At 51.2% G+C, this 18,062-nt stretch carries 17 protein-coding genes; all 17 read left to right on the top strand.

What is annotated here, in order from left to right:
- Positions 1-27: 27 nt before the first annotated feature.
- Positions 28-291: a cell division protein FtsL gene (ftsL, locus tag FAH66_RS07420; protein ID WP_003681879.1), complete on the top strand. Its 264-nt coding sequence runs from the start codon at positions 28-30 to the stop codon at positions 289-291.
- 78 nt (positions 292-369) lie between these two features.
- Complete coding sequence (gene penA, locus FAH66_RS07415) at positions 370-2,118, top strand: peptidoglycan D,D-transpeptidase PBP2 (protein ID WP_036473127.1); 1,749 nt, start codon at positions 370-372, stop codon at positions 2,116-2,118.
- A gap of 26 nt (positions 2,119-2,144) precedes the next feature.
- The gene (locus FAH66_RS07410) at positions 2,145-3,623 is read left to right on the top strand and encodes a UDP-N-acetylmuramoyl-L-alanyl-D-glutamate--2,6-diaminopimelate ligase (protein ID WP_137041189.1); all 1,479 of its coding nucleotides are present in this window, start codon (positions 2,145-2,147) and stop codon (positions 3,621-3,623) included.
- A 180-nt stretch (positions 3,624-3,803) separates the two neighbouring features.
- Positions 3,804-4,325 carry a M23 family metallopeptidase gene (locus tag FAH66_RS07405; protein ID WP_003685925.1) on the top strand — a complete coding sequence of 174 codons (522 nt, stop codon included), beginning with the start codon at positions 3,804-3,806 and terminating at the stop codon, positions 4,323-4,325.
- A 24-nt stretch (positions 4,326-4,349) separates the two neighbouring features.
- The gene (locus FAH66_RS07400; protein ID WP_137041188.1) at positions 4,350-5,210 is read left to right on the top strand and encodes a peptidase; all 861 of its coding nucleotides are present in this window, start codon (positions 4,350-4,352) and stop codon (positions 5,208-5,210) included.
- A gap of 40 nt (positions 5,211-5,250) precedes the next feature.
- Positions 5,251-5,982, top strand: coding sequence for a uracil-DNA glycosylase family protein (locus FAH66_RS07395; RefSeq protein ID WP_003685898.1), 732 nt, complete (start codon positions 5,251-5,253; stop codon positions 5,980-5,982).
- 50 nt (positions 5,983-6,032) lie between these two features.
- Positions 6,033-7,397: a UDP-N-acetylmuramoyl-tripeptide--D-alanyl-D-alanine ligase gene (locus FAH66_RS07390; protein WP_137041187.1), complete on the top strand. Its 1,365-nt coding sequence runs from the start codon at positions 6,033-6,035 to the stop codon at positions 7,395-7,397.
- 15 nt (positions 7,398-7,412) lie between these two features.
- A complete protein-coding gene (locus tag FAH66_RS10840) occupies positions 7,413-7,562 on the top strand; it encodes a hypothetical protein (protein WP_003685853.1) in 150 nt (49 codons plus the stop codon).
- 101 nt (positions 7,563-7,663) lie between these two features.
- A complete protein-coding gene (gene mraY, locus FAH66_RS07385) occupies positions 7,664-8,746 on the top strand; it encodes a phospho-N-acetylmuramoyl-pentapeptide-transferase (RefSeq protein WP_003685861.1) in 1,083 nt (360 codons plus the stop codon).
- Positions 8,747-8,872: 126 nt separating this feature from the next.
- Positions 8,873-9,901: an SEL1-like repeat protein gene (locus FAH66_RS07380; protein ID WP_137041186.1), complete on the top strand. Its 1,029-nt coding sequence runs from the start codon at positions 8,873-8,875 to the stop codon at positions 9,899-9,901.
- 85 nt (positions 9,902-9,986) lie between these two features.
- Positions 9,987-11,324, top strand: a complete 1,338-nt coding sequence (murD, locus tag FAH66_RS07375) for a UDP-N-acetylmuramoyl-L-alanine--D-glutamate ligase (protein WP_137041185.1) — start codon at positions 9,987-9,989, stop codon at positions 11,322-11,324.
- Positions 11,325-11,337: 13 nt separating this feature from the next.
- Complete coding sequence (locus tag FAH66_RS07370; protein WP_137041184.1) at positions 11,338-11,898, top strand: L,D-transpeptidase family protein; 561 nt, start codon at positions 11,338-11,340, stop codon at positions 11,896-11,898.
- A 203-nt stretch (positions 11,899-12,101) separates the two neighbouring features.
- The gene (locus FAH66_RS07365; RefSeq protein WP_137041183.1) at positions 12,102-13,598 is read left to right on the top strand and encodes an amidase; all 1,497 of its coding nucleotides are present in this window, start codon (positions 12,102-12,104) and stop codon (positions 13,596-13,598) included.
- A 77-nt stretch (positions 13,599-13,675) separates the two neighbouring features.
- Entirely contained in the window at positions 13,676-14,410 is a 735-nt protein-coding gene (locus FAH66_RS07360; RefSeq protein ID WP_137041182.1) for a hypothetical protein, read from the top strand.
- A 275-nt stretch (positions 14,411-14,685) separates the two neighbouring features.
- On the top strand, positions 14,686-15,948 hold the full coding sequence (locus tag FAH66_RS07355) for an FtsW/RodA/SpoVE family cell cycle protein (RefSeq protein WP_137041181.1): 1,263 nt from the start codon (positions 14,686-14,688) through the stop codon (positions 15,946-15,948).
- Between the two features lie 3 nt (positions 15,949-15,951).
- Positions 15,952-17,019, top strand: coding sequence for an undecaprenyldiphospho-muramoylpentapeptide beta-N-acetylglucosaminyltransferase (gene murG, locus FAH66_RS07350; protein WP_137041180.1), 1,068 nt, complete (start codon positions 15,952-15,954; stop codon positions 17,017-17,019).
- A gap of 134 nt (positions 17,020-17,153) precedes the next feature.
- Positions 17,154-17,981: a class I SAM-dependent methyltransferase gene (locus tag FAH66_RS07345; protein ID WP_137041179.1), complete on the top strand. Its 828-nt coding sequence runs from the start codon at positions 17,154-17,156 to the stop codon at positions 17,979-17,981.
- Positions 17,982-18,062 lie beyond the last annotated feature (81 nt).

The raw sequence follows: 18,062 nt of genomic DNA, 5'->3' as shown, positions 1-18,062 counted from the left end.
TGTTGACAGGCCGTCTGAAAGTTTGAGATGGGTAAGTTGAATATTTTATTGCTGGTTTTGGTGACGGTCTCAGCCTTTGCCGTAGTATTTAAGCAAAACCAGTCCCGTTTGCATTTTATCGAGTTGGATAAGGCACAAAAACGGGAAATTCAGTTGGAACAGGATTACGCGCGCTTGAAATTGGAGCAAGCAAGATTGGCAAACCACAAACTGATTAAAGTGGCGGCCGAAAAGCAACATCTGCTTCCACCGGGTGCGCATAATACGGCTATGCTGGAACGCAAAAAATAAGAATATAGAGCCTTGCATTAGTGCAAGATTTACGGGATTTGATGGCTCACTGAGCAGCTAAGTCATGAGAAGTTCAACATGTTAATTAAGAACGAATATAAACCTCAAATGCTGTCTGGAACAACAAAAACGAAAAAGCCGCTGACAAGTAACGGGCGAATCGGTTTGGTGCTGGGCGCTGTTGCGCTGGCATTTACCGGTCTGTTGGTACGCGGGGTTTATCTGCAAACCAGTCAGCATGAGTTTTTGAAAAATCAGGGCGACCAACGTTTTGTGCGTACGCTTCCGCTGCCGGCATCACGCGGTATGATTACCGACCGCAATGGCGCCACATTGGCTTTGAGTGCGCCTACCGAATCATTGTATGCCATGCCTTCCGGTATGGAAGAAATGCCGACTGCAGAACAATTAGAAAAACTGTCGGCCTTTGCCGATGTGCCTGTTGAAGTTTTGAAAAATAAATTGTCTAAAAAAGACAAAGGCTTTATCTACCTGAAACGTCAACTCAGCTACGAGAAAGCAGAAGAAATCAAAGCATTGGGCATTAAAGGCATCGCATTCCAAAAAGAATTGAAACGCCATTACCCGATGGGCAATCTGTTTGCGCACGTTATCGGTTTTACCAATATCGACGGCAAAGGTCAGGAGGGCTTGGAGCTTTCCCGTGAAGACAGCCTGCGCGGTGAGGATGGTGCGAAAGTCGTATTGCGCGATAATAAAGGCAATATCGTTGACAGTCTCGACTCTCCACGCAACAGCGTGCCTAAAAACGGCCAAGACATGATTTTGTCTTTGGATCAGCGTATTCAAACGCTGGCTTATGACGAGTTGAACAAGGCTGTGGCTTATCACAAAGCCAAAGCGGGTGCGGTTGTGGTATTGGATGCGCAAACCGGCGAGATTTTGGCTTTGGTCAACAGCCCGGCTTACGATCCGAATCAACCGGGTCAGGCCAATAGCGAACAGCGCCGCAACCGCGCCGTAACCGATATGATTGAACCTGGTTCTGCCATGAAGCCGTTTACCATTGCCAAAGCATTGGATTCAGGCAAAGTGGATGCAACCGATACGTTCAACACCCTGCCTTACAAAATCGGTCCGGCTACCGTACAAGATACCCACGTTTATCCTACTTTGGATGTGCGCGGCATTATGCAAAAATCTTCCAACGTCGGTACCAGTAAACTTTCTGCCATGTTTACGCCTAAAGAAATGTACGATTTCTATCACGATTTAGGTGTGGGCGTGCGTATGCACTCAGGCTTTCCTGGCGAGACTGCAGGTTTGTTGAGAAGCTGGCGCAGATGGCAAAAAATCGAACAGGCAACCATGTCTTTCGGTTATGGTCTGCAATTAAGCTTATTGCAATTGGCGCGAGCCTATACTGTCTTGACCCATGACGGCGAATTGTTGCCGGTAAGTTTTGAAAAACAAGCGGTTGCCCCTAAAGGCAAGCGCGTCATCAAAGCCTCTACTGCGAAAAAAGTGCGCGAGTTGATGGTTTCCGTTACTGAAGCCGGCGGTACCGGTACTGCCGGTGCTGTGGATGGTTTCGACGTAGGTGCGAAAACCGGTACGGCGCGTAAACTGGTCAATGGCCGCTATGTGGACAACAAACACGTCGGTACGTTTATCGGCTTTGCTCCGGCTAAAAATCCACGCGTGATCGTGGCCGTTACCATCGACGAACCGACTGCCAACGGCTATTACGGCGGCGTGGTTGCTGGTCCCGTATTCAAAGAAGTCATGAGCGGAAGTTTGAACATCTTGGGCGTTTCCCCGACCAAGCCTTTAAGTAATACCGCTACTGTCAAAGTACCGTCATAATCCAAACAATCAAAGAGATATTGTTTATGTTCAGCAAGTTAACCCCCTTGGCTGAAACCAACTTTCCGCCTCTGCTGTGTGAAAACGCAGCAGGGCGTTTGTTGCATTCAGACAGCCGTCAAATTAAACAAGGTGATATTTTCGTTGCCTGTCAGGGCGAATATACGGACGGCCGCAGTTATATCCCCGCAGCCATTGCCAACGGCGCGGCTTTTGTTTTTTGGGACGACGACGGCAAATTCGCGTGGAATCCCGAATGGAAAGTCCCCAATCAAGGCATCAAAGATTTGAAACACCGTGCCGGCATGTTGGCGGCGCAAGTTTATGGCAATGTTTCAGACGACCTCAAAGTCTGGGGCGTAACCGGCACCAACGGCAAAACCTCCATCACACAATGGCTGGCGCAAGCCACCGATTTGTTGGGAGAAAAAACCGCCATTATCGGCACGGTCGGCAACGGCTTTTGGGGCGCATTGGAAGAAACCACGCACACCACCCCCGCTCCCGTCGATGTCCAAACCCTGCTCTACCGTTTCCGTCAACAAGGCGCAACAGCCGCCGCGATGGAAGTCTCCAGCCACGGTCTTGACCAGTCGCGCGTCAACGGCGTGCCATTCCGCAGCGCAATCTTCACCAACCTCACCCGAGACCACCTCGACTACCACGGCACGATGGAAGCCTATGGTGCCATCAAGTCGCGCCTGTTTTACTGGCACGGCTTGAAACACGCCATTATCAACGTGGATGACGAATACGGCGCAGAACTCATAGGCCGTCTGAAAAAAGACTGCCCCGATTTGGCCGTTTACGGCTACGGCTTCAGCGAACACGCAGACATCCGCATTGTTCATTTCACAGCCTCTTCAGACGGCATGGAAGCCGTATTTCAAACGCCGTGGGGCGAAGGCCGCTGCCGCACGCGCTTGCTCGGACGGTTCAACGCGCAAAACCTCGCCGCCTGCGTTACCTTGCTGTGTGCCAACGGTTATGCACTCAATAACGTTTTGGAAGTGCTGGCAAAAATCCGTCCTGCTTCAGGCCGCATGGATTGCATTATGAACAGCGGCAAACCTTTGGTCGTTGTCGATTATGCACACACGCCGGATGCACTGGAAAAAGCACTCTCTACTTTGCAGGAAATCAAACCGCAGGGCGCGGCCTTATGGTGCGTATTTGGTTGCGGCGGCAATCGAGACCGTGGCAAACGCCCATTGATGGGTGCGGCAGCAGTTCAGGGTGCCGATAAAGTGGTGGTTACCAGCGATAACCCGCGCTTGGAAAATCCGCAAGACATCATCAGCGATATTTTGCCTGCCGTACCCGCGCCCGAATACGTCGAAGCCGACCGCGCCGCAGCTATCCGTTACGCAGTCGAACGCGCCGCCACGAACGACATCATTCTGATTGCCGGTAAAGGGCATGAAAACTATCAGGATGTACAAGGCGTGAAGCACCATTTCTCCGATTTTGAAATCGCAGAAAAAGCATTGGCAGAGCGCGGTTAAGCCATATCGTAAATTTTCAGACGGCCCGAAACCTTAAGGCCGTCTGAAAAAGATTTAAACATATACAATAAAAGCAATACGACACACGCATTACGGCACGTCAGCCATTAAACCCATCACAGTTGTTTGTTTCAGAAGACTTTTTAACAAGGCCGTCTGAACAACAAGGAGACCGATTTGATGCTGAAAATGCCGATAAAAACCTTATTAATCAGTGCAGCCGTAGTTTTATTCGCAGGCTGTACAACCAAACAACTTCCGCGTCCTACTGCAGAAATCGAGCAGTTGAGGGCGCAACAGCCTCCGGTCGAGCAAAGCCTGCCGAATCCTGTTAAAGGCAAGCGTTTTGACGACACTTGGGGCGCGGCGCGCAGTCAGGGGCGCAGGCATGAAGGTGTGGATATTTTTGCTAAGAAAAATACGCCGATACGCAGTACGACGCCCGGTATCGTAACCAAAATTGGGCGCAACCGATTGGGCGGTAAAGTTATCGGTATCCAAGGGCCGGGTGCGTGGCATTACTATGCCCACCTGAATAAATTTGCCCGTATCCGTCTGTATGAACGAGTAAAAGAAGGGCAGGTCATCGGCTATGTCGGTAAAACCGGCAACGCTAGAACCACACCGGCCCACCTGCATTACGGCGTGTATCTGCCGAGCGGCGCGGTGAATCCGTATCCGCTGATTAATCAGAGCAGATAGGCCGTCTGAACAAGATTTGAGAGTATGAACGCAAAGAAATTGGTTAAGGCAACGAATATCGTCGGTATGGTGGCAGTCGTGCTGCTGGTGTACTGGGTGTTCGCGCTGATATTGATTCAAGTTTTCGGACTCAAGGTGTTCCGCGAACACATTACAGAAATTTTCTTGATGAGTATTCTGGGGATTTTTGCTGTGATGGGCGGTACGCTGATGCTGAACATCATGTTGAATCTGACCCGTATTGCCGAGCGAGGACAAGAGGAAGAAAGCAAAGGCGGCCGGAAAACCTTATATTTGTTGTTGGCAGTATTTCCTTTGTTGGCGGCATTGTTGTTCGGTGGCAATTACCTGACAATTCAACAAAAACGCGACATCTTAATCCAATCGTCGGTGCGTATCGTCAAAGACAATCCTGTTCAAATAGATGCGTTGGCTGATTACCGTTTTGACTTGGCGTATATCAGAAAAACGTCGGAAATCCTGGATTTGATGGCTAAAGACAATTCGTCTTTTAAGTCTGCCGTGATTATCGTGCCGGATAAGATCGACAACAAACCGGTTTATCTGGCTTTTTCAGCCGACTCCTCCCGTCTTACCCTGAGTGACGAAGTCGTGCCTGCCACCAATCAGAATGCAGAAGGTAGCGATAATTTTGTCGTGAATCGAAATGGTGAGAAAGTAGCAGTCAAGAAAACGGACTATGTCTATTCCCCGGATTTGAAGGAGCGCGAATACCTGCAAAAAGTATTTGCCAGACAAACCCAGGAAATGCGCTATGAAGCGGAAGACGGTCATTACAGCCTCTGCCACCCTTATCGTAAAAACGGTAAAACCATCATCTTGTGTTTCTCCGATTATCAAGAGTATGGAAAAATCGGTAGTTGAGTGTGGGAAAATCGGTTTCAATAGTACAGGAATACGTCAAGTGAATGATTTACAAGAATTATTGCTGAATAAGTATGTAGAGATTTTAAACAAACCGGAACATCAGAACTTGTTGCGTGCAATTAGCAATAAAGACAATAAATTATCCAATATCCATTTGGGCTTTGTCCCTGAGCATTATGAAAGCGCAGAACATAAAATTCTGATTGTCGGTCGAGAAACACGAAGTTGGTACGATAGCAAGAAATTTGATGAATATCATGCCGAAAATGTAAGGCAACTGATGTCGTTAAGCAAAGATTTTATTTGGCGGAATTTGACTGGGGATTTAAAAAGAAACACAAAAGGAGCAACATTTTTCAATTTCGTCCGTAACGTTGCTAAGCGAAGTGGGAATGAAGGCATCTTGTGGGCTAATATTTTTGCGGTGGACTATAAAACTAAACATCCTAAGCATTCGGATTGGTTCGAAGATATAAAAACACTTTCCTGTAAATTGTTACGTGCCCAAATTGAAATTTTAAAGCCACAGATTATTCTTTTCGTAAGCGGAGACGGCGGCGTAGCGGCGCGGAGGGAGTGCTTTCCTGATTTGTCCGGCTCGGGTCAAGGCATAAACGGCTTGAATAAGGGAAAACTGGAGAAATTTTCTTTTGAAGGTGATAAGGAAATAATATGTTACCGAGCACCTCATCCCAGTACCAGAAATCGAGAAGGAAGGCGCGCTTTAAAGGTGCTCGTCGAAGAGTTGCTGCCTTCTGCCAAAGTGTAAAATGCCTTTGCAACAAAATGTCTGTTTGAAAAAAACAAACGAAAGAAACCATGAAACCACTAGACTTAAATTTCATCTGTCAAACTCTCGGCCTTCCAATGCCGTCTGAAAATCAACCCGTTTCTCGTATTGTTACAGACAGCCGTGATATTCAAGAAGGCGACGTATTTTTCGCGCTTGCCGGTGAGCGCTTTGACGCGCATGACTTTGTTGAAGATGTGTTGGCAGCGGGGGCAACGGCGGTTGTGGTGTCGCGCGAAGATTGTGCGGCTTTGAAAGGCGCGTTGAAGGTTGATGATACGCTTGTGGCTTTGCAAAAACTGGCGAAGGCGTGGCGTGAAAATGTGAATCCGTTTGTCTTTGGTATTACCGGCTCTTCCGGCAAGACGACGGTTAAAGAGATGTTGGCCGGCGTATTGCGTCATCGATTTGGTGATGAAGCTGTGTTGGCGACTACCGGCAATTTCAACAACCATATCGGCTTACCACTGACTTTGTTGAAGTTGAACGAAAAACACCGCTATGCCGTCATTGAAATGGGTATGAACCATTTTGGCGAATTATCTTTGCTGACCAGAATCGCCGGTCCGAATGTTGCTTTGGTCAATAACGCTTTGCGCGCGCATGTCGGTTGCGGTTTTGATGGTGTCGGCGATATTGCCAAAGCCAAAAGTGAAATCTACGAAGGCTTGCTTTCAGACGGCATTGCACTGATTCCGTGCGAAGATGCCAACATCGCTACATTTGAAGCTGCTACTGCACAATTAAACGCTCAGACTTTCGGCGTTGCCAGTGGCGATATCCATGCGGAAAATATTGAGTTGAAACCGTTGTCTTGCGAATTTAATTTGGTGCGTGGCAATGAACGTGTTGCCGTGGTATTGCCAGTCCCCGGCCGTCACAATGTGCATAATGCCGTAGCGACGGCGGCTCTGGCTTTGGCGGCAGGTTTGAGTCTTGCCGAAGTTTCAGACGGCCTGAAAAATTTCAGCAATATCAAAGGCCGTCTGAATATCAAGCAAGGCATTAAAGATGCAACTTTGATTGACGATACTTATAATGCCAACCCCGACAGCATGAAAGCCGCCATTGATGTACTCGCCGCTATGCCCGCGCCGCGTATTTTTGTGATGGGCGACATGGGCGAATTGGGTGAGGATGAGGCCGCAGCCATGCACGCCGAAGTTGGCGCGTATGCACGGGATAAAGGCATCGAGGCCGCATATTTTGTCGGCGACAACAGCGTTGAAGCGGCAGAAACATTTGGCGCGGAAGGTTTGTGGTTTGCAGACAAAGATCCGCTGATTCAAGTGTTGAGCCACAATTTGCCTGAACGCGCTACTGTATTGGTCAAAGGCTCGCGCTTTATGAAGATGGAAGAAGTGGTCGAAGCGTTGGTAGCAACAACCGCGTAAAAGGCCGTCTGAAATATGAAAAAGATTTTTCTATTGGCTGGTTTGCTGATTGCCGCGTTTTATGCTGGAATGAAAGTACAGGCATTTATTTATGAAGATACCTGCTTGGACTTGGGCGGCGGAAAGAATCCTGGAAACTATCCGATTTGCGTGGTAGAGAAATAATCTTACTCAACAAGGCCGTCTGCAATTTCAGACGGCATACCGATTTATTTTTAATTGGGCAATAAGCCCACTGTAACAACAAAAACAAAAAAGGAAGCCCCATGTTTTTATGGCTCGCACATTTCAGTAACTGGTTAACCGGTCTGAATATTTTTCAATACACCACATTCCGTGCCGTGATGGCTGCGCTGACTGCGCTGGTATTTTCATTATTGTTGGGTCCGTGGACCATCCGCAAGCTGACTGCGCTTAAAGTCGGTCAAGCCGTCCGTACTGACGGCCCTCAAACCCACCTGATCAAAAACGGTACGCCAACCATGGGCGGCTCGCTGATTTTGACCGCCATTACCGTGTCCACAATCTTGTGGGGCAACTGGGCAAATCCTTATATCTGGATTCTCTTAGGCGTCCTGCTTGCTACCGGCGCACTCGGTTTTTACGACGACTGGCGCAAAGTGGTTTATAAAGACCCTAACGGCGTGTCTGCCAAATTCAAAATGGTGTGGCAGTCCAGCGTTGCCATCATCGCCGGTTTGGCATTGTTCTACCTTGCGACAAACTCTGCCAACAATATCCTGATTGTTCCCTTCTTCAAACAAGTTGCCTTGCCGCTTGGCGTAGTCGGCTTCTTGGTATTGTCCTACCTGACCATCGTCGGCACATCCAATGCCGTTAACCTGACCGACGGTTTGGACGGTTTGGCCGCATTCCCCGTTGTACTTGTCGCCGCCGGCCTTGCCATCTTTGCTTATGCCAGCGGCCATTCACAATTTGCCCAATACCTGCAATTGCCTTACGTTGCCGGTGCAAACGAAGTGGTGATTTTCTGTACCGCCATGTGTGGCGCCTGTCTCGGCTTTTTGTGGTTTAACGCCTATCCGGCACAAGTCTTTATGGGCGACGTCGGCGCGCTCGCGCTTGGTGCAGCGCTCGGTACCGTTGCCGTCATCATACGCCAAGAATTTGTCCTCGTCATCATGGGCGGCCTGTTTGTTGTTGAAGCCATTTCCGTTATGTTGCAAGTCGGTTGGTACAAACGCACCAAAAAACGCATCTTCCTGATGGCGCCGATTCATCACCATTACGAACAAAAAGGCTGGAAAGAAACCCAAGTCGTCGTCCGCTTCTGGATTATCACCATCGTCTTGGTGCTGATTGGTTTGAGTACCCTCAAAATCCGCTGAACCTATGCCGTCTGAACACCTTTCAGACGGCATTTGAACGCGCAATAAACCTGCGGCGGCAATCTGTCCCGTCCTATCGTTAACCGCGGCTGAAAAACCGCCTCTCACCGAAATAGGAGAGAAAACATGAAACAGACAGTCAAATGGCTTGCAGCCGCCCTGATTGCCTTGGGCTTGAACCAAGCAGTGTGGGCGGATAGCGTACCGAATTTTCAGGAAACGCTCCAAGCTGCGAAGCAAGGGAATGTCGATGCCCAATATAATTTGGGCGTGATGTATGCCATCGGGCAAGACGTCCCTCAAGACGATGCACAGGCAGTGCAGTGGTATCGCAAGGCGGCAGAACAAGGGGATGCCCAAGCCCAAGTTAATTTGGGCCTGATGTATGAACAAGGGCAAGGCGTCCGTCAAGACTATGCCGAAGCGTTCAGATGGTATCGTAAGGCAGCGGAGCAGGGATTAGTCCAAGCCCAATATAATTTGGGTGATATGTATAACCAAGGGCGAGGCGTCCGTCAAGACTATGCCGAAGCGTTCAGATGGTATCGTAAGGCAGCGGAGCAGGGATTAGTCCAAGCCCAAACCGATTTGGGCAATGGGTATGCACAAGGGCAAGGCGTCCGTCAAGACTATGCACAGGCGGTGCAGTGGTATCGCAAGGCGGCAGAACAAGGGTATGCTGGTGCCCAAGTTAATTTGGGCCTGATGTATGAACAAGGGCAAGGCGTCCGTCAAGACTATGCACAGGCAGTGCAGTGGTATCGTAGGGCTGCAGAACAAGGGTATGCTGGTGCCCAAGTTAATTTGGGCCTGATGTATGAACAAGGGCAAGGCGTCCGTCAAGACTATGCACAGGCAGTGCAGTGGTATCGTAGGGCTGCAGAACAAGGGAATGCCGATGCCCAAGTTAATTTGGGTCTGATGTATGCCAACGGGCAAGGAGTCCGTCAAGACTATACACAGGCGGTGCAGTGGTGTCGTAGGGCTGCAGAACAAGGGCATGCTGGTGCCCAATTCAATTTGGGTGTGATGTATGCCGAAGGACGCGGCGTGCGCCAAGACCTTGCGCTCGCTCAAGAATGGTTTGGTAAGGCTTGTCAAAACGGAGACCAAGACGGCTGCGACATTTACCAACGCCTGAAGGCAGGTTATTGAACAGCCCGCGATGCCGTCTGAAAGCGGCTTGAGCAGGAGCGGACATCTTCCTACTCAATATGATTTGTTTTAGGACAAAACCAAAATGACTTTTCAAAATAAAAAAATCCTCGTTGCCGGACTTGGCGGTACGGGTATTTCCATGATTGCCTATCTGCGCAAAAACGGTGCGGAGGTTGCTGCTTATGATGCGGAGCTGAAAGCCGAGCGTGTATTGCAAATCGGTAAGATGTTTGACGGGCTGGTGTTTTACACAGGCCGTCTGAAAGATGCGCTGGACAACGGTTTCGATATTCTGGCGCTCAGCCCCGGTATCAGCGAGCGTCAGCCGGATATCGAGGCGTTCAAGCAAAACGGCGGACGCGTGTTGGGCGACATTGAATTGCTGGCGGACATTGTGAACCGCCGCGGCGACAAGGTGATTGCGATTACCGGCAGCAACGGCAAAACCACGGTAACGAGCCTGGTCGGCTATCTCTGCATCAAGTGCGGGCTGGATACTGTCATCGCTGGCAATATCGGCACGCCGGTTTTGGAGGCAGAATTGCAGCGTGAAGGCAAAAAGGCGGACGTGTGGGTGTTGGAGCTTTCCAGCTTCCAACTGGAAAACACCGAAAGCCTGCGCCCGACTGCGGCGACGGTGCTGAACATTTCCGAAGACCATCTCGACCGCTACGACAACCTGCTCGATTACGCACATACCAAGGATAAGATTTTCCGTGGCGATGGCGTGCAGGTTTTGAATGCGGACGATGCGTTCTGCCGCGCGATGAAGCGTGCCGGACGCGAGGTAAAATGGTTTTCGTTGGAACATAAAGCCGATTTTTGGTTGGAACATGAGACAGGCCGCCTAAAACAAGGCAATGAAGATTTGATTGCCACGCAAGATATCCCGCTGCAAGGTCTGCACAACGCCGCCAACGTCATGGCTGCCGTTGCCTTGTGTGAAGCCGTCGGTTTGCCGCGCGAAGCATTGCTCGAACACGTCAAAACCTTCCAAGGCCTGCCGCACCGCGTCGAAAAAATCGGCGAGAAAAATGGCGTGGTGTTCATCGATGACAGCAAAGGTACGAACGTCGGCGCGACCGCCGCCGCGATTGCCGGTTTGCAAAATCCGCTCTTCGTGATTTTGGGCGGCATGGGCAAAGGGCAGGACTTCACGCCCCTGCGCGACGCGCTTGCCGGCAAGGCAAAAGGCGTGTTCCTGATTGGCGTCGATGCGCCGCAAATCCGCCGCGATTTGGACGGCTGCGGTCTGAATATGACCAACTGCGCCACTTTGGAAGAAGCAGTTCAGACGGCATACGCCCAAGCCGAAGCGGGCGATATTGTGTTGCTCAGCCCTGCCTGTGCGAGCTTTGATATGTTCAAAGGCTATGCACACCGTTCGGAAGTGTTTATCGAAGCGTTCAAAGCTTTGTAAGGCCGTCTGAAAGATGAAAGTCGGGTTGAAAATCGGCTTGGCGACAGTCGTACTTTTGGCTGTCGCTGCTTCGGTGTTTTGGTTTGTCGCGCCGATTCGTTCCACGACAACCGTTACTATGCCAAGCGAAACGCCGTTGCCTGAAGATGCAGTTATCGACAGATTGGTTGTGCATAAAAGCAAACGCACTATGTCGGCGTACTCGCAAGGCAGGCTGCTGAAAACCTATCCCATTTCGTTGGGCAAGCAACCGGTCGGGCATAAACAGTTTGAAGGCGACGGCAAAACGCCCGAAGGAAAATACCGCATCAATGAACGTAATCCCAACAGCGGCTACCATAAAAACCTCGGCGTTTCCTACCCTAACGAAGCCGACAAAGCCTACGCGGCGGCACAAGGCAAAAGCCCGGGCAGGCTGATTAAAATCCACGGCATCAAAAACGGCTGGGGTTCTATCGGCAAAAGGCATCTGCAAAGAGACTGGACCGACGGCTGCATCGCGGTAACGGACGAGGAAATCGACGAACTCTACCGCAGCGTGAAACACAACGCGGAAATTGAGATTTTGCCGTAAGCCTTGTGCGCCATCGCCTCAAAGGTCGTCTGAAAACGTCAAGGCGGTTTCAGACGACCTTTTTACAGCAGCGGCAAACTTGTTCCTTTCCTTTATCCGGTGTGACTGTTTCTTAAAAATTGCCTATGCGGGCAAACGGCGAGGCGGCGGGCAGTCATGCCTGACCGACAAAACGTGTGTTGATCAATCCGAAAGGAAAACCCATGAATTTTCAAGACTACATCCGTTACGATGCCGTCGGTTTGGCAGAGCTGATCCGCAAAAAAGAAGTGTCCGCCGATGAAGTGTTGCAGGCTGCTTTAAACCGCTTGGACGAAGTCAATCCCAAGCTCAATCTGTTGGCGCACGATTTGCGCGAACGCGCGGCGGCGTGGCAGGGGTCGTCTGAAAATGCCGATACGCCGCTGGCGGGCGTGCCGTTTTTGCTCAAAGACCTGCTGGCGGATTGGGAAGGCGCGCCGACATGGTCGGGTTCGCGCATGATGCAGCATTACATTGCCAAGCAAAACAGCGATTTGACTCAAGCCTATCTCGATGCGGGGCTGCGCGTATTCGGCAAAACCACCACGCCCGAATGGGGCGCGTATGCCGTTACCGAAACCGAAATTTACGGCATCACGCGCAATCCGTGGCATTTGGATTACACCGCGGGCGGCAGCAGCGGCGGCGCGGCTGCGGCAGTGGCTTCGGGCGTCGTACCCGCAGCACACGGCAGCGACGGCGGCGGTTCCATCCGCTTACCCGCGCACAACTGCGGCGTGTTCGGGTTGAAACCCACGCGCGGCCGCAGCAGTTACGCGCCGAACGCATCGGAAGCGTGGCAAGGCTTGGTATGCGACCATGTCTTGACCCGCAGCGTGCGCGACAGCGCGGTTTTGCTGGACATCGCCGCCCGAACCCAAGAGCGCGCCCTGTATGCCTGCCCGCCGCCGCCCGAAAACGGTTTTGCAGACAGCCTGAAACAAGAAACAGGTCGTCTGAAAATCGCTTTTTGGAAACAGACATGGTTTGGCGGCGGCAACGACGAAGGCACGGAAGCCGCGTTCGCCCATAGTTTGAAACTGATGCAAGATGCGGGACACGAATTGGAAGAAGCCACGCCCGATTTTGCGCCACCCGAACAGCTCAACCGCGCCGCCCGCGTCATCGTCATGGGCGAAACGGCAAAACTGTTCTACCAATATCAATACGAAACCGGACAAAAACTGCCGCACCGCCTGCTTGAGCCGACAACGTGGGCAATGATTGTGCAGGGTCGGCAAATCAGCGCGGGCGAAATGGCATGGGCGCGCGACGTGATGTTGGCGCAGGAACGTGCCACCAAAGCATTTTTTACGCGCTACGATGTGTTGATGACGCCCGTCTGCCCGCGAACCACGCCGAAAATCGGCGAGATGATGCCGCCGCCCGTCGCACAAAAAGCCATGCGCCTGCTGTGCGGCACGCTGCGCTTGGGTTTCCTGTTGAAAAACAACCTGTTTTTGGAAAAAGAAGCCACTGCCGCGCTGCAATACGTCGGCTATACGTCGCCGCTGAACATGAGCGGCAACCCCGCCATGAGCGTGCCGCTTTACCGGCATCACGGGCTGCCCGTCGGTACCCAGTTCGCCGCCGCACACGGGCGCGAAGACACGCTGCTTAGCCTCGCCGCGCAGTTGGAACAGATACAGCCGTGGGCGGAAATACCGCAGTTGGCTTAGGGTTTGCATTGGATAAAAAGCGGTCTGTATCAGTAAAACGGATTGCATCCTCTATAACAAACTGAAGGAATTTTGTCTTGTCTTTCTACCAACGCTATCTGAACGGCGAATACAGCCAAGTTTATGCCGACATCGCCCGATTGCGGCAAAAAGCCTTTCAACCCGAAGCAGCAGCGGAAATCAATTGCTTGCTTACCGAAACTTTTCGGCGTGTGCTGCACAACGCGCATATCGTCGCGGACACCTTGCCGCAGTTCGGCTATCGGTTCAACCAATGGCGCGATAACGTGATTATGCCGCCCCTGCCTGATGCGGACGAACATATCCGCCGCCTTGTCCAAGCTGTGCAGCCTGTCGGTTTCATTCCCCTTTCGCTGCAATACTTCTACCGGATTGTCGGCGAAATCAACTTTATCTGGAACTATGACGAATATCCTGAAATTATGTGGGAATATGCCGACCCTTTGTGTGTGTACGGCATAGATTTTGTTTTGGAAGAGGTGGAAAACGAAGATAACGAGTGGCTGGAGTGTACCCGAGAATTGCTTGCGGAAAACCCAAAATGCCCGATTGGTTTGCCATTCTCGCCCGATGATTACCACAAAGACAATGTAAGCGGCAGCAGTGCTTATGAAATCGCATTAAGCACCAAGCCAAGTGTGGATGGTAAAGTGCTGTACGCTCCGCAAAATACGCAATTTATCGCGTATCTTCGCCACATTTTCGCCAATGGCGGTTTTGGCAGCGAAGTGGATGCGCCCGAATTTCAAGACTATCTGCAAACCGTATTGCCCAAATTGCTGCCGTTTTAAAGGTAGCCTATAAGGTCGTCTGAAAACATAAAAACGTTTTCAGACGACCTTTTTTGCGTTTGTGATGGGTAGGGGAGGGCGCAAAGAACGCCGGAATCCGACTGTCTTTAAAGAATCTGAATTGTTGCTTTGGCAAGAAACCTTTAGAATGACGTTTTTCTGATTCACGATATTTTTTCAGACGACCTCCGATGTTCCGATTAGGCGGAGGGTCGTCTGAACGCTTTGTTCTGGGGCGGATTTTTTTTCGTCTGCCCGCATACGGATGTTTGTTCATGATTAGTCTTTCCAAACTTCTCGACCGCCCGATTTCTTTGGACGGTCGGAAATTCGATGTGTCACTGTTGTGGATGGTTATTTTGATGACCGCCTTCAGCTTGGTAATGATTTATTCTGCGTCGATTGCCTATGCCGCGTCGGAAGGCGGCAATCAATTTTCTTTTGTCAGCAAGCAGGCGATGTTTGTCGGCGCGAGTGTGTTGGGCTGTCTCGGGCTGTCGCTGTTGAGCATGAGTTTTTGGCGGAAAATCATTCCGTTTTATTTTGCTTTTTCTGCGATTTTGCTGGTGGTGGTGTTGTTTGTCGGCCGTGAAATCAACGGGGCGACGCGTTGGATTCATATCGGGCCGGTCAATCTTCAGCCGACCGAGTTGTTCAAACTGGCGACGGTTTTGTATTTGTCCAGCCTGTTTACGCGACGCGAGGAAGTGTTGCGCAGTATGGACTCTTTGGGTTTGAAACCGCTGTTTGTCGGTTTGTTCAATGCTTTCCTGTGTCCGTTCAGCAAGGAAGCGCGTCAGAAAACTTGGCAGAAGCTGAAGAAGTTTAAAAACATCCTGCTGCCTATCGTGATGATTGCGCTGGGTTTGGTTTTTGTGATGGCGCAACCTGATTTCGGCTCGTTTGTCGTGATTGTGTCGATTACGATGGGTATGCTGTTTTTGGCGGGTTTCCCTTGGAAATATTTTGCCGTATTGGTACTGAGCGTGCTGGCGGGGATGGGTGTGATGATTTTGGCGGCACCCTACCGTATGGCGCGGGTTTCCGCATTTTTGGATCCTTGGGGTGACCCTTTGGGTAAAGGCTATCAGTTGACGCATTCGTTGATGGCGATTGCGCGCGGCGAATGGTTCGGTCAGGGTTTGGGTGCGAGTTTGGAAAAACGCTTCTACCTGCCTGAGGCGCATACCGACTTTATCTTTGCCGTTATCGGCGAAGAATTCGGGTTTGTCGGGATGTGTATTTTGGTGTTCTGCTACGGCTGGCTGGTGATGCGTGCGTTCTCCATCGGTAAGCAGGCGCGTGATTCCGGACTGATGTTCAGCGCGTATGTCGCCAACGGCATCGGTATTTGGATAGGTATTCAAAGTTTCTTCAATATCGGTGTCAATATCGGTATCCTGCCCACCAAAGGTCTGACTTTGCCGTTGATGTCTTACGGCGGTTCGGCGGTTGCCGTTATGCTGGTGTGCGTTACCTTATTGTTGCGTATCGATTATGAAAACCGCAAAAAAATGCGCGGTTACCAAGTGGAGTAAATCATGGGCAGTAAAACTTTCATGTTGATGGCGGGCGGCACCGGCGGCCATATTTTCCCTGCGCTGGCGGTGGCAGATTCATTGCGCGCGCGCGGCCATCATGTGATTTGGCTGGGCAGCGAAGGCTCGATGGAAGAGCGCATCGTGCCGCAATACGACATCCTGCTTGAAACGCTGGCGATTAAAGGCGTGCGCGGCAACGGCATCAAACGCAAGCTGATGCTGCCGTTTACTTTGTATAAAACCGTCCGCGAAGCGCAGCGGATTATCCGCAAACACCGCGTCGAGTGCGTCATCGGTTTCGGCGGTTTTGTTACTTTCCCCGGCGGCTTGGCGGCAAAAATTTCCGGTGTGCCGATTGTGATTCATGAGCAAAACGCCGTAGCCGGTTTATCCAACCGCCAACTGTCGCGTTGGGCAAAACGTGTTTTGTACGCTTTCCCTAAAGCCTTTCAACATGAAGGCGGATTGGTGGGTAACCCTGTCCGTGCCGATATTGCGGCATTGCCTGTTCCTGAAGAACGCTTTGAAAACCGTCAAGGCCGTCTGAAAGTTTTGGTGGTGGGCGGTAGTTTGGGTGCGGATGTGTTGAACAAAACCGTTCCGCAGGCTTTGGCATTGTTGCCTGAGTCTGCCCGTCCGCAAATGTATCATCAGTCCGGCCGCAATAAATTGGGTAACTTGCAGGCGGATTACGATGCGTTGGGTGTGCAGGCCGAGTGCGTCGAATTTATTACCGATATGGTATCTGCCTACCGTGATGCCGATTTGGTGATTTGCCGTGCCGGTGCGCTGACAATTGCCGAGCTGACGGCTGCCGGTTTGGGTGCATTGCTGGTGCCGTATCCGTATGCAGTGGACGACCACCAAACAGCCAATGCGCGCTTTATGGTGCAGGCCGAAGCTGGTTTGCTGTTGCCTCAAACTCAACTGACGGCAGAAAAACTGGCCGAAATCCTTGGCGGCTTGAACCATGAAAAATGCCTGAAATGGGCAAAAAATGCCCGTACGTTGGCGTTGCCGCACAGTGCGGACGATGTGGCGGAAGCCGCCATCGCGTGTACGGCATGATGACATAATGTGATGAACGAAACAGAGGTAGTCTGAAAACCAAGAAACGGGTTTCAGACGATCTTTTTGCAACTTGGCAGCCTTATTGTGCGGGAGTATGATGTAAATAGGAATTTCTCTCATTGGAGGCTGCCATGTCTGCAAAAATCTCTCCCGAAACCGTTTCTGTCCTGTCCAGTACCATGCTGATTCCCCTGTGGGCAAAGGCCGTAGAGCAGGGTAGGGCGCAGCCGCTTTTGCGTGATGACGAAGCCGTGCGGATGTTGGACAAGATTGACTACGACTTCGGCAAGTTTGCCAAAGCCAAAGCATCGCAGGTCGGCTGTTGCGGGCGGGCGAAGCTGTTGGACGATATGACCCGGCACTTTATCGCCGAACATCCCGATGCCGTCGTCGTGCAAATCGGCGCGGGGCTGGATGCGCGTTACGAACGCTTGGGCAAGCCGCGCATTACCACTTGGTATGATTTGGATTTGCCGGAAGTGATTGAAGTGCGGCGCATGCTGCTGCCTGAATCGGACAATCATTATCTGGGCGCGTCCATGTTTGACGAAGCGTGGATGAACACCGTCGCAGCGCACGGCAAACCCGTGTTGCTCGTGATCGAAGGCGTGTTGATGTATTTCGAAGAAACGCAGGTGCAGGACTTTTTCAAACAGGTTGCCCGCCGTCTGCCGCACGCCCAACTTGCCTTCGACACTATCCCCAAAGCCTACATCGGACAAAGCAAACACCACGACGCGCTCGGTAAAATGGACAAACCGCCCGAGTTCCGCTGGGCGATAAGCGGAGTGGACGACATTTTGCGGCTGATGCCGGGTGTGGAAATTATTGAAGAAGCCGGTTTGAGCAGCGTCTGCAAACCGCGTTATCCGTGGCTTTTGCGCCTTTTGTATGCGACCGCGTGGGGACGGCGTAAACTGGATATGCGCTTGATGAGGATACAAGTGCCATCCAGTTGATAAGCACGAGGTCGTCTGAAAACGGTTTTCAGACGACCTTATATTTTGTTTTTGCTGGTGTTTTGGTAGCTGAAATCAAGT

The organism is Neisseria subflava (assembly GCF_005221305.1).
Classification (GTDB): Bacteria; Pseudomonadota; Gammaproteobacteria; order Burkholderiales; family Neisseriaceae; genus Neisseria; species Neisseria subflava.
This window is presented reverse-complemented; position numbering and strand designations above follow the sequence as displayed.

What these genes read in the sequence shown, in the direction of transcription:
- ftsL (WP_003681879.1), top strand. Translation starts at nt 28, where the DNA reads ATGGGTAAGTTGAATATTTTATTGCTGGTTTTGGTGACGGTCTCAGCC.
- penA (WP_036473127.1), top strand. Translation starts at nt 370, where the DNA reads ATGTTAATTAAGAACGAATATAAACCTCAAATGCTGTCTGGAACAACA.
- FAH66_RS07410 (WP_137041189.1), top strand. Translation starts at nt 2,145, where the DNA reads ATGTTCAGCAAGTTAACCCCCTTGGCTGAAACCAACTTTCCGCCTCTG.
- FAH66_RS07405 (WP_003685925.1), top strand. Translation starts at nt 3,804, where the DNA reads ATGCTGAAAATGCCGATAAAAACCTTATTAATCAGTGCAGCCGTAGTT.
- FAH66_RS07400 (WP_137041188.1), top strand. Translation starts at nt 4,350, where the DNA reads ATGAACGCAAAGAAATTGGTTAAGGCAACGAATATCGTCGGTATGGTG.
- FAH66_RS07390 (WP_137041187.1), top strand. Translation starts at nt 6,033, where the DNA reads ATGAAACCACTAGACTTAAATTTCATCTGTCAAACTCTCGGCCTTCCA.
- FAH66_RS10840 (WP_003685853.1), top strand. Translation starts at nt 7,413, where the DNA reads ATGAAAAAGATTTTTCTATTGGCTGGTTTGCTGATTGCCGCGTTTTAT.
- mraY (WP_003685861.1), top strand. Translation starts at nt 7,664, where the DNA reads ATGTTTTTATGGCTCGCACATTTCAGTAACTGGTTAACCGGTCTGAAT.
- FAH66_RS07380 (WP_137041186.1), top strand. Translation starts at nt 8,873, where the DNA reads ATGAAACAGACAGTCAAATGGCTTGCAGCCGCCCTGATTGCCTTGGGC.
- murD (WP_137041185.1), top strand. Translation starts at nt 9,987, where the DNA reads ATGACTTTTCAAAATAAAAAAATCCTCGTTGCCGGACTTGGCGGTACG.
- FAH66_RS07370 (WP_137041184.1), top strand. Translation starts at nt 11,338, where the DNA reads ATGAAAGTCGGGTTGAAAATCGGCTTGGCGACAGTCGTACTTTTGGCT.
- FAH66_RS07365 (WP_137041183.1), top strand. Translation starts at nt 12,102, where the DNA reads ATGAATTTTCAAGACTACATCCGTTACGATGCCGTCGGTTTGGCAGAG.
- FAH66_RS07355 (WP_137041181.1), top strand. Translation starts at nt 14,686, where the DNA reads ATGATTAGTCTTTCCAAACTTCTCGACCGCCCGATTTCTTTGGACGGT.
- murG (WP_137041180.1), top strand. Translation starts at nt 15,952, where the DNA reads ATGGGCAGTAAAACTTTCATGTTGATGGCGGGCGGCACCGGCGGCCAT.
- FAH66_RS07345 (WP_137041179.1), top strand. Translation starts at nt 17,154, where the DNA reads ATGTCTGCAAAAATCTCTCCCGAAACCGTTTCTGTCCTGTCCAGTACC.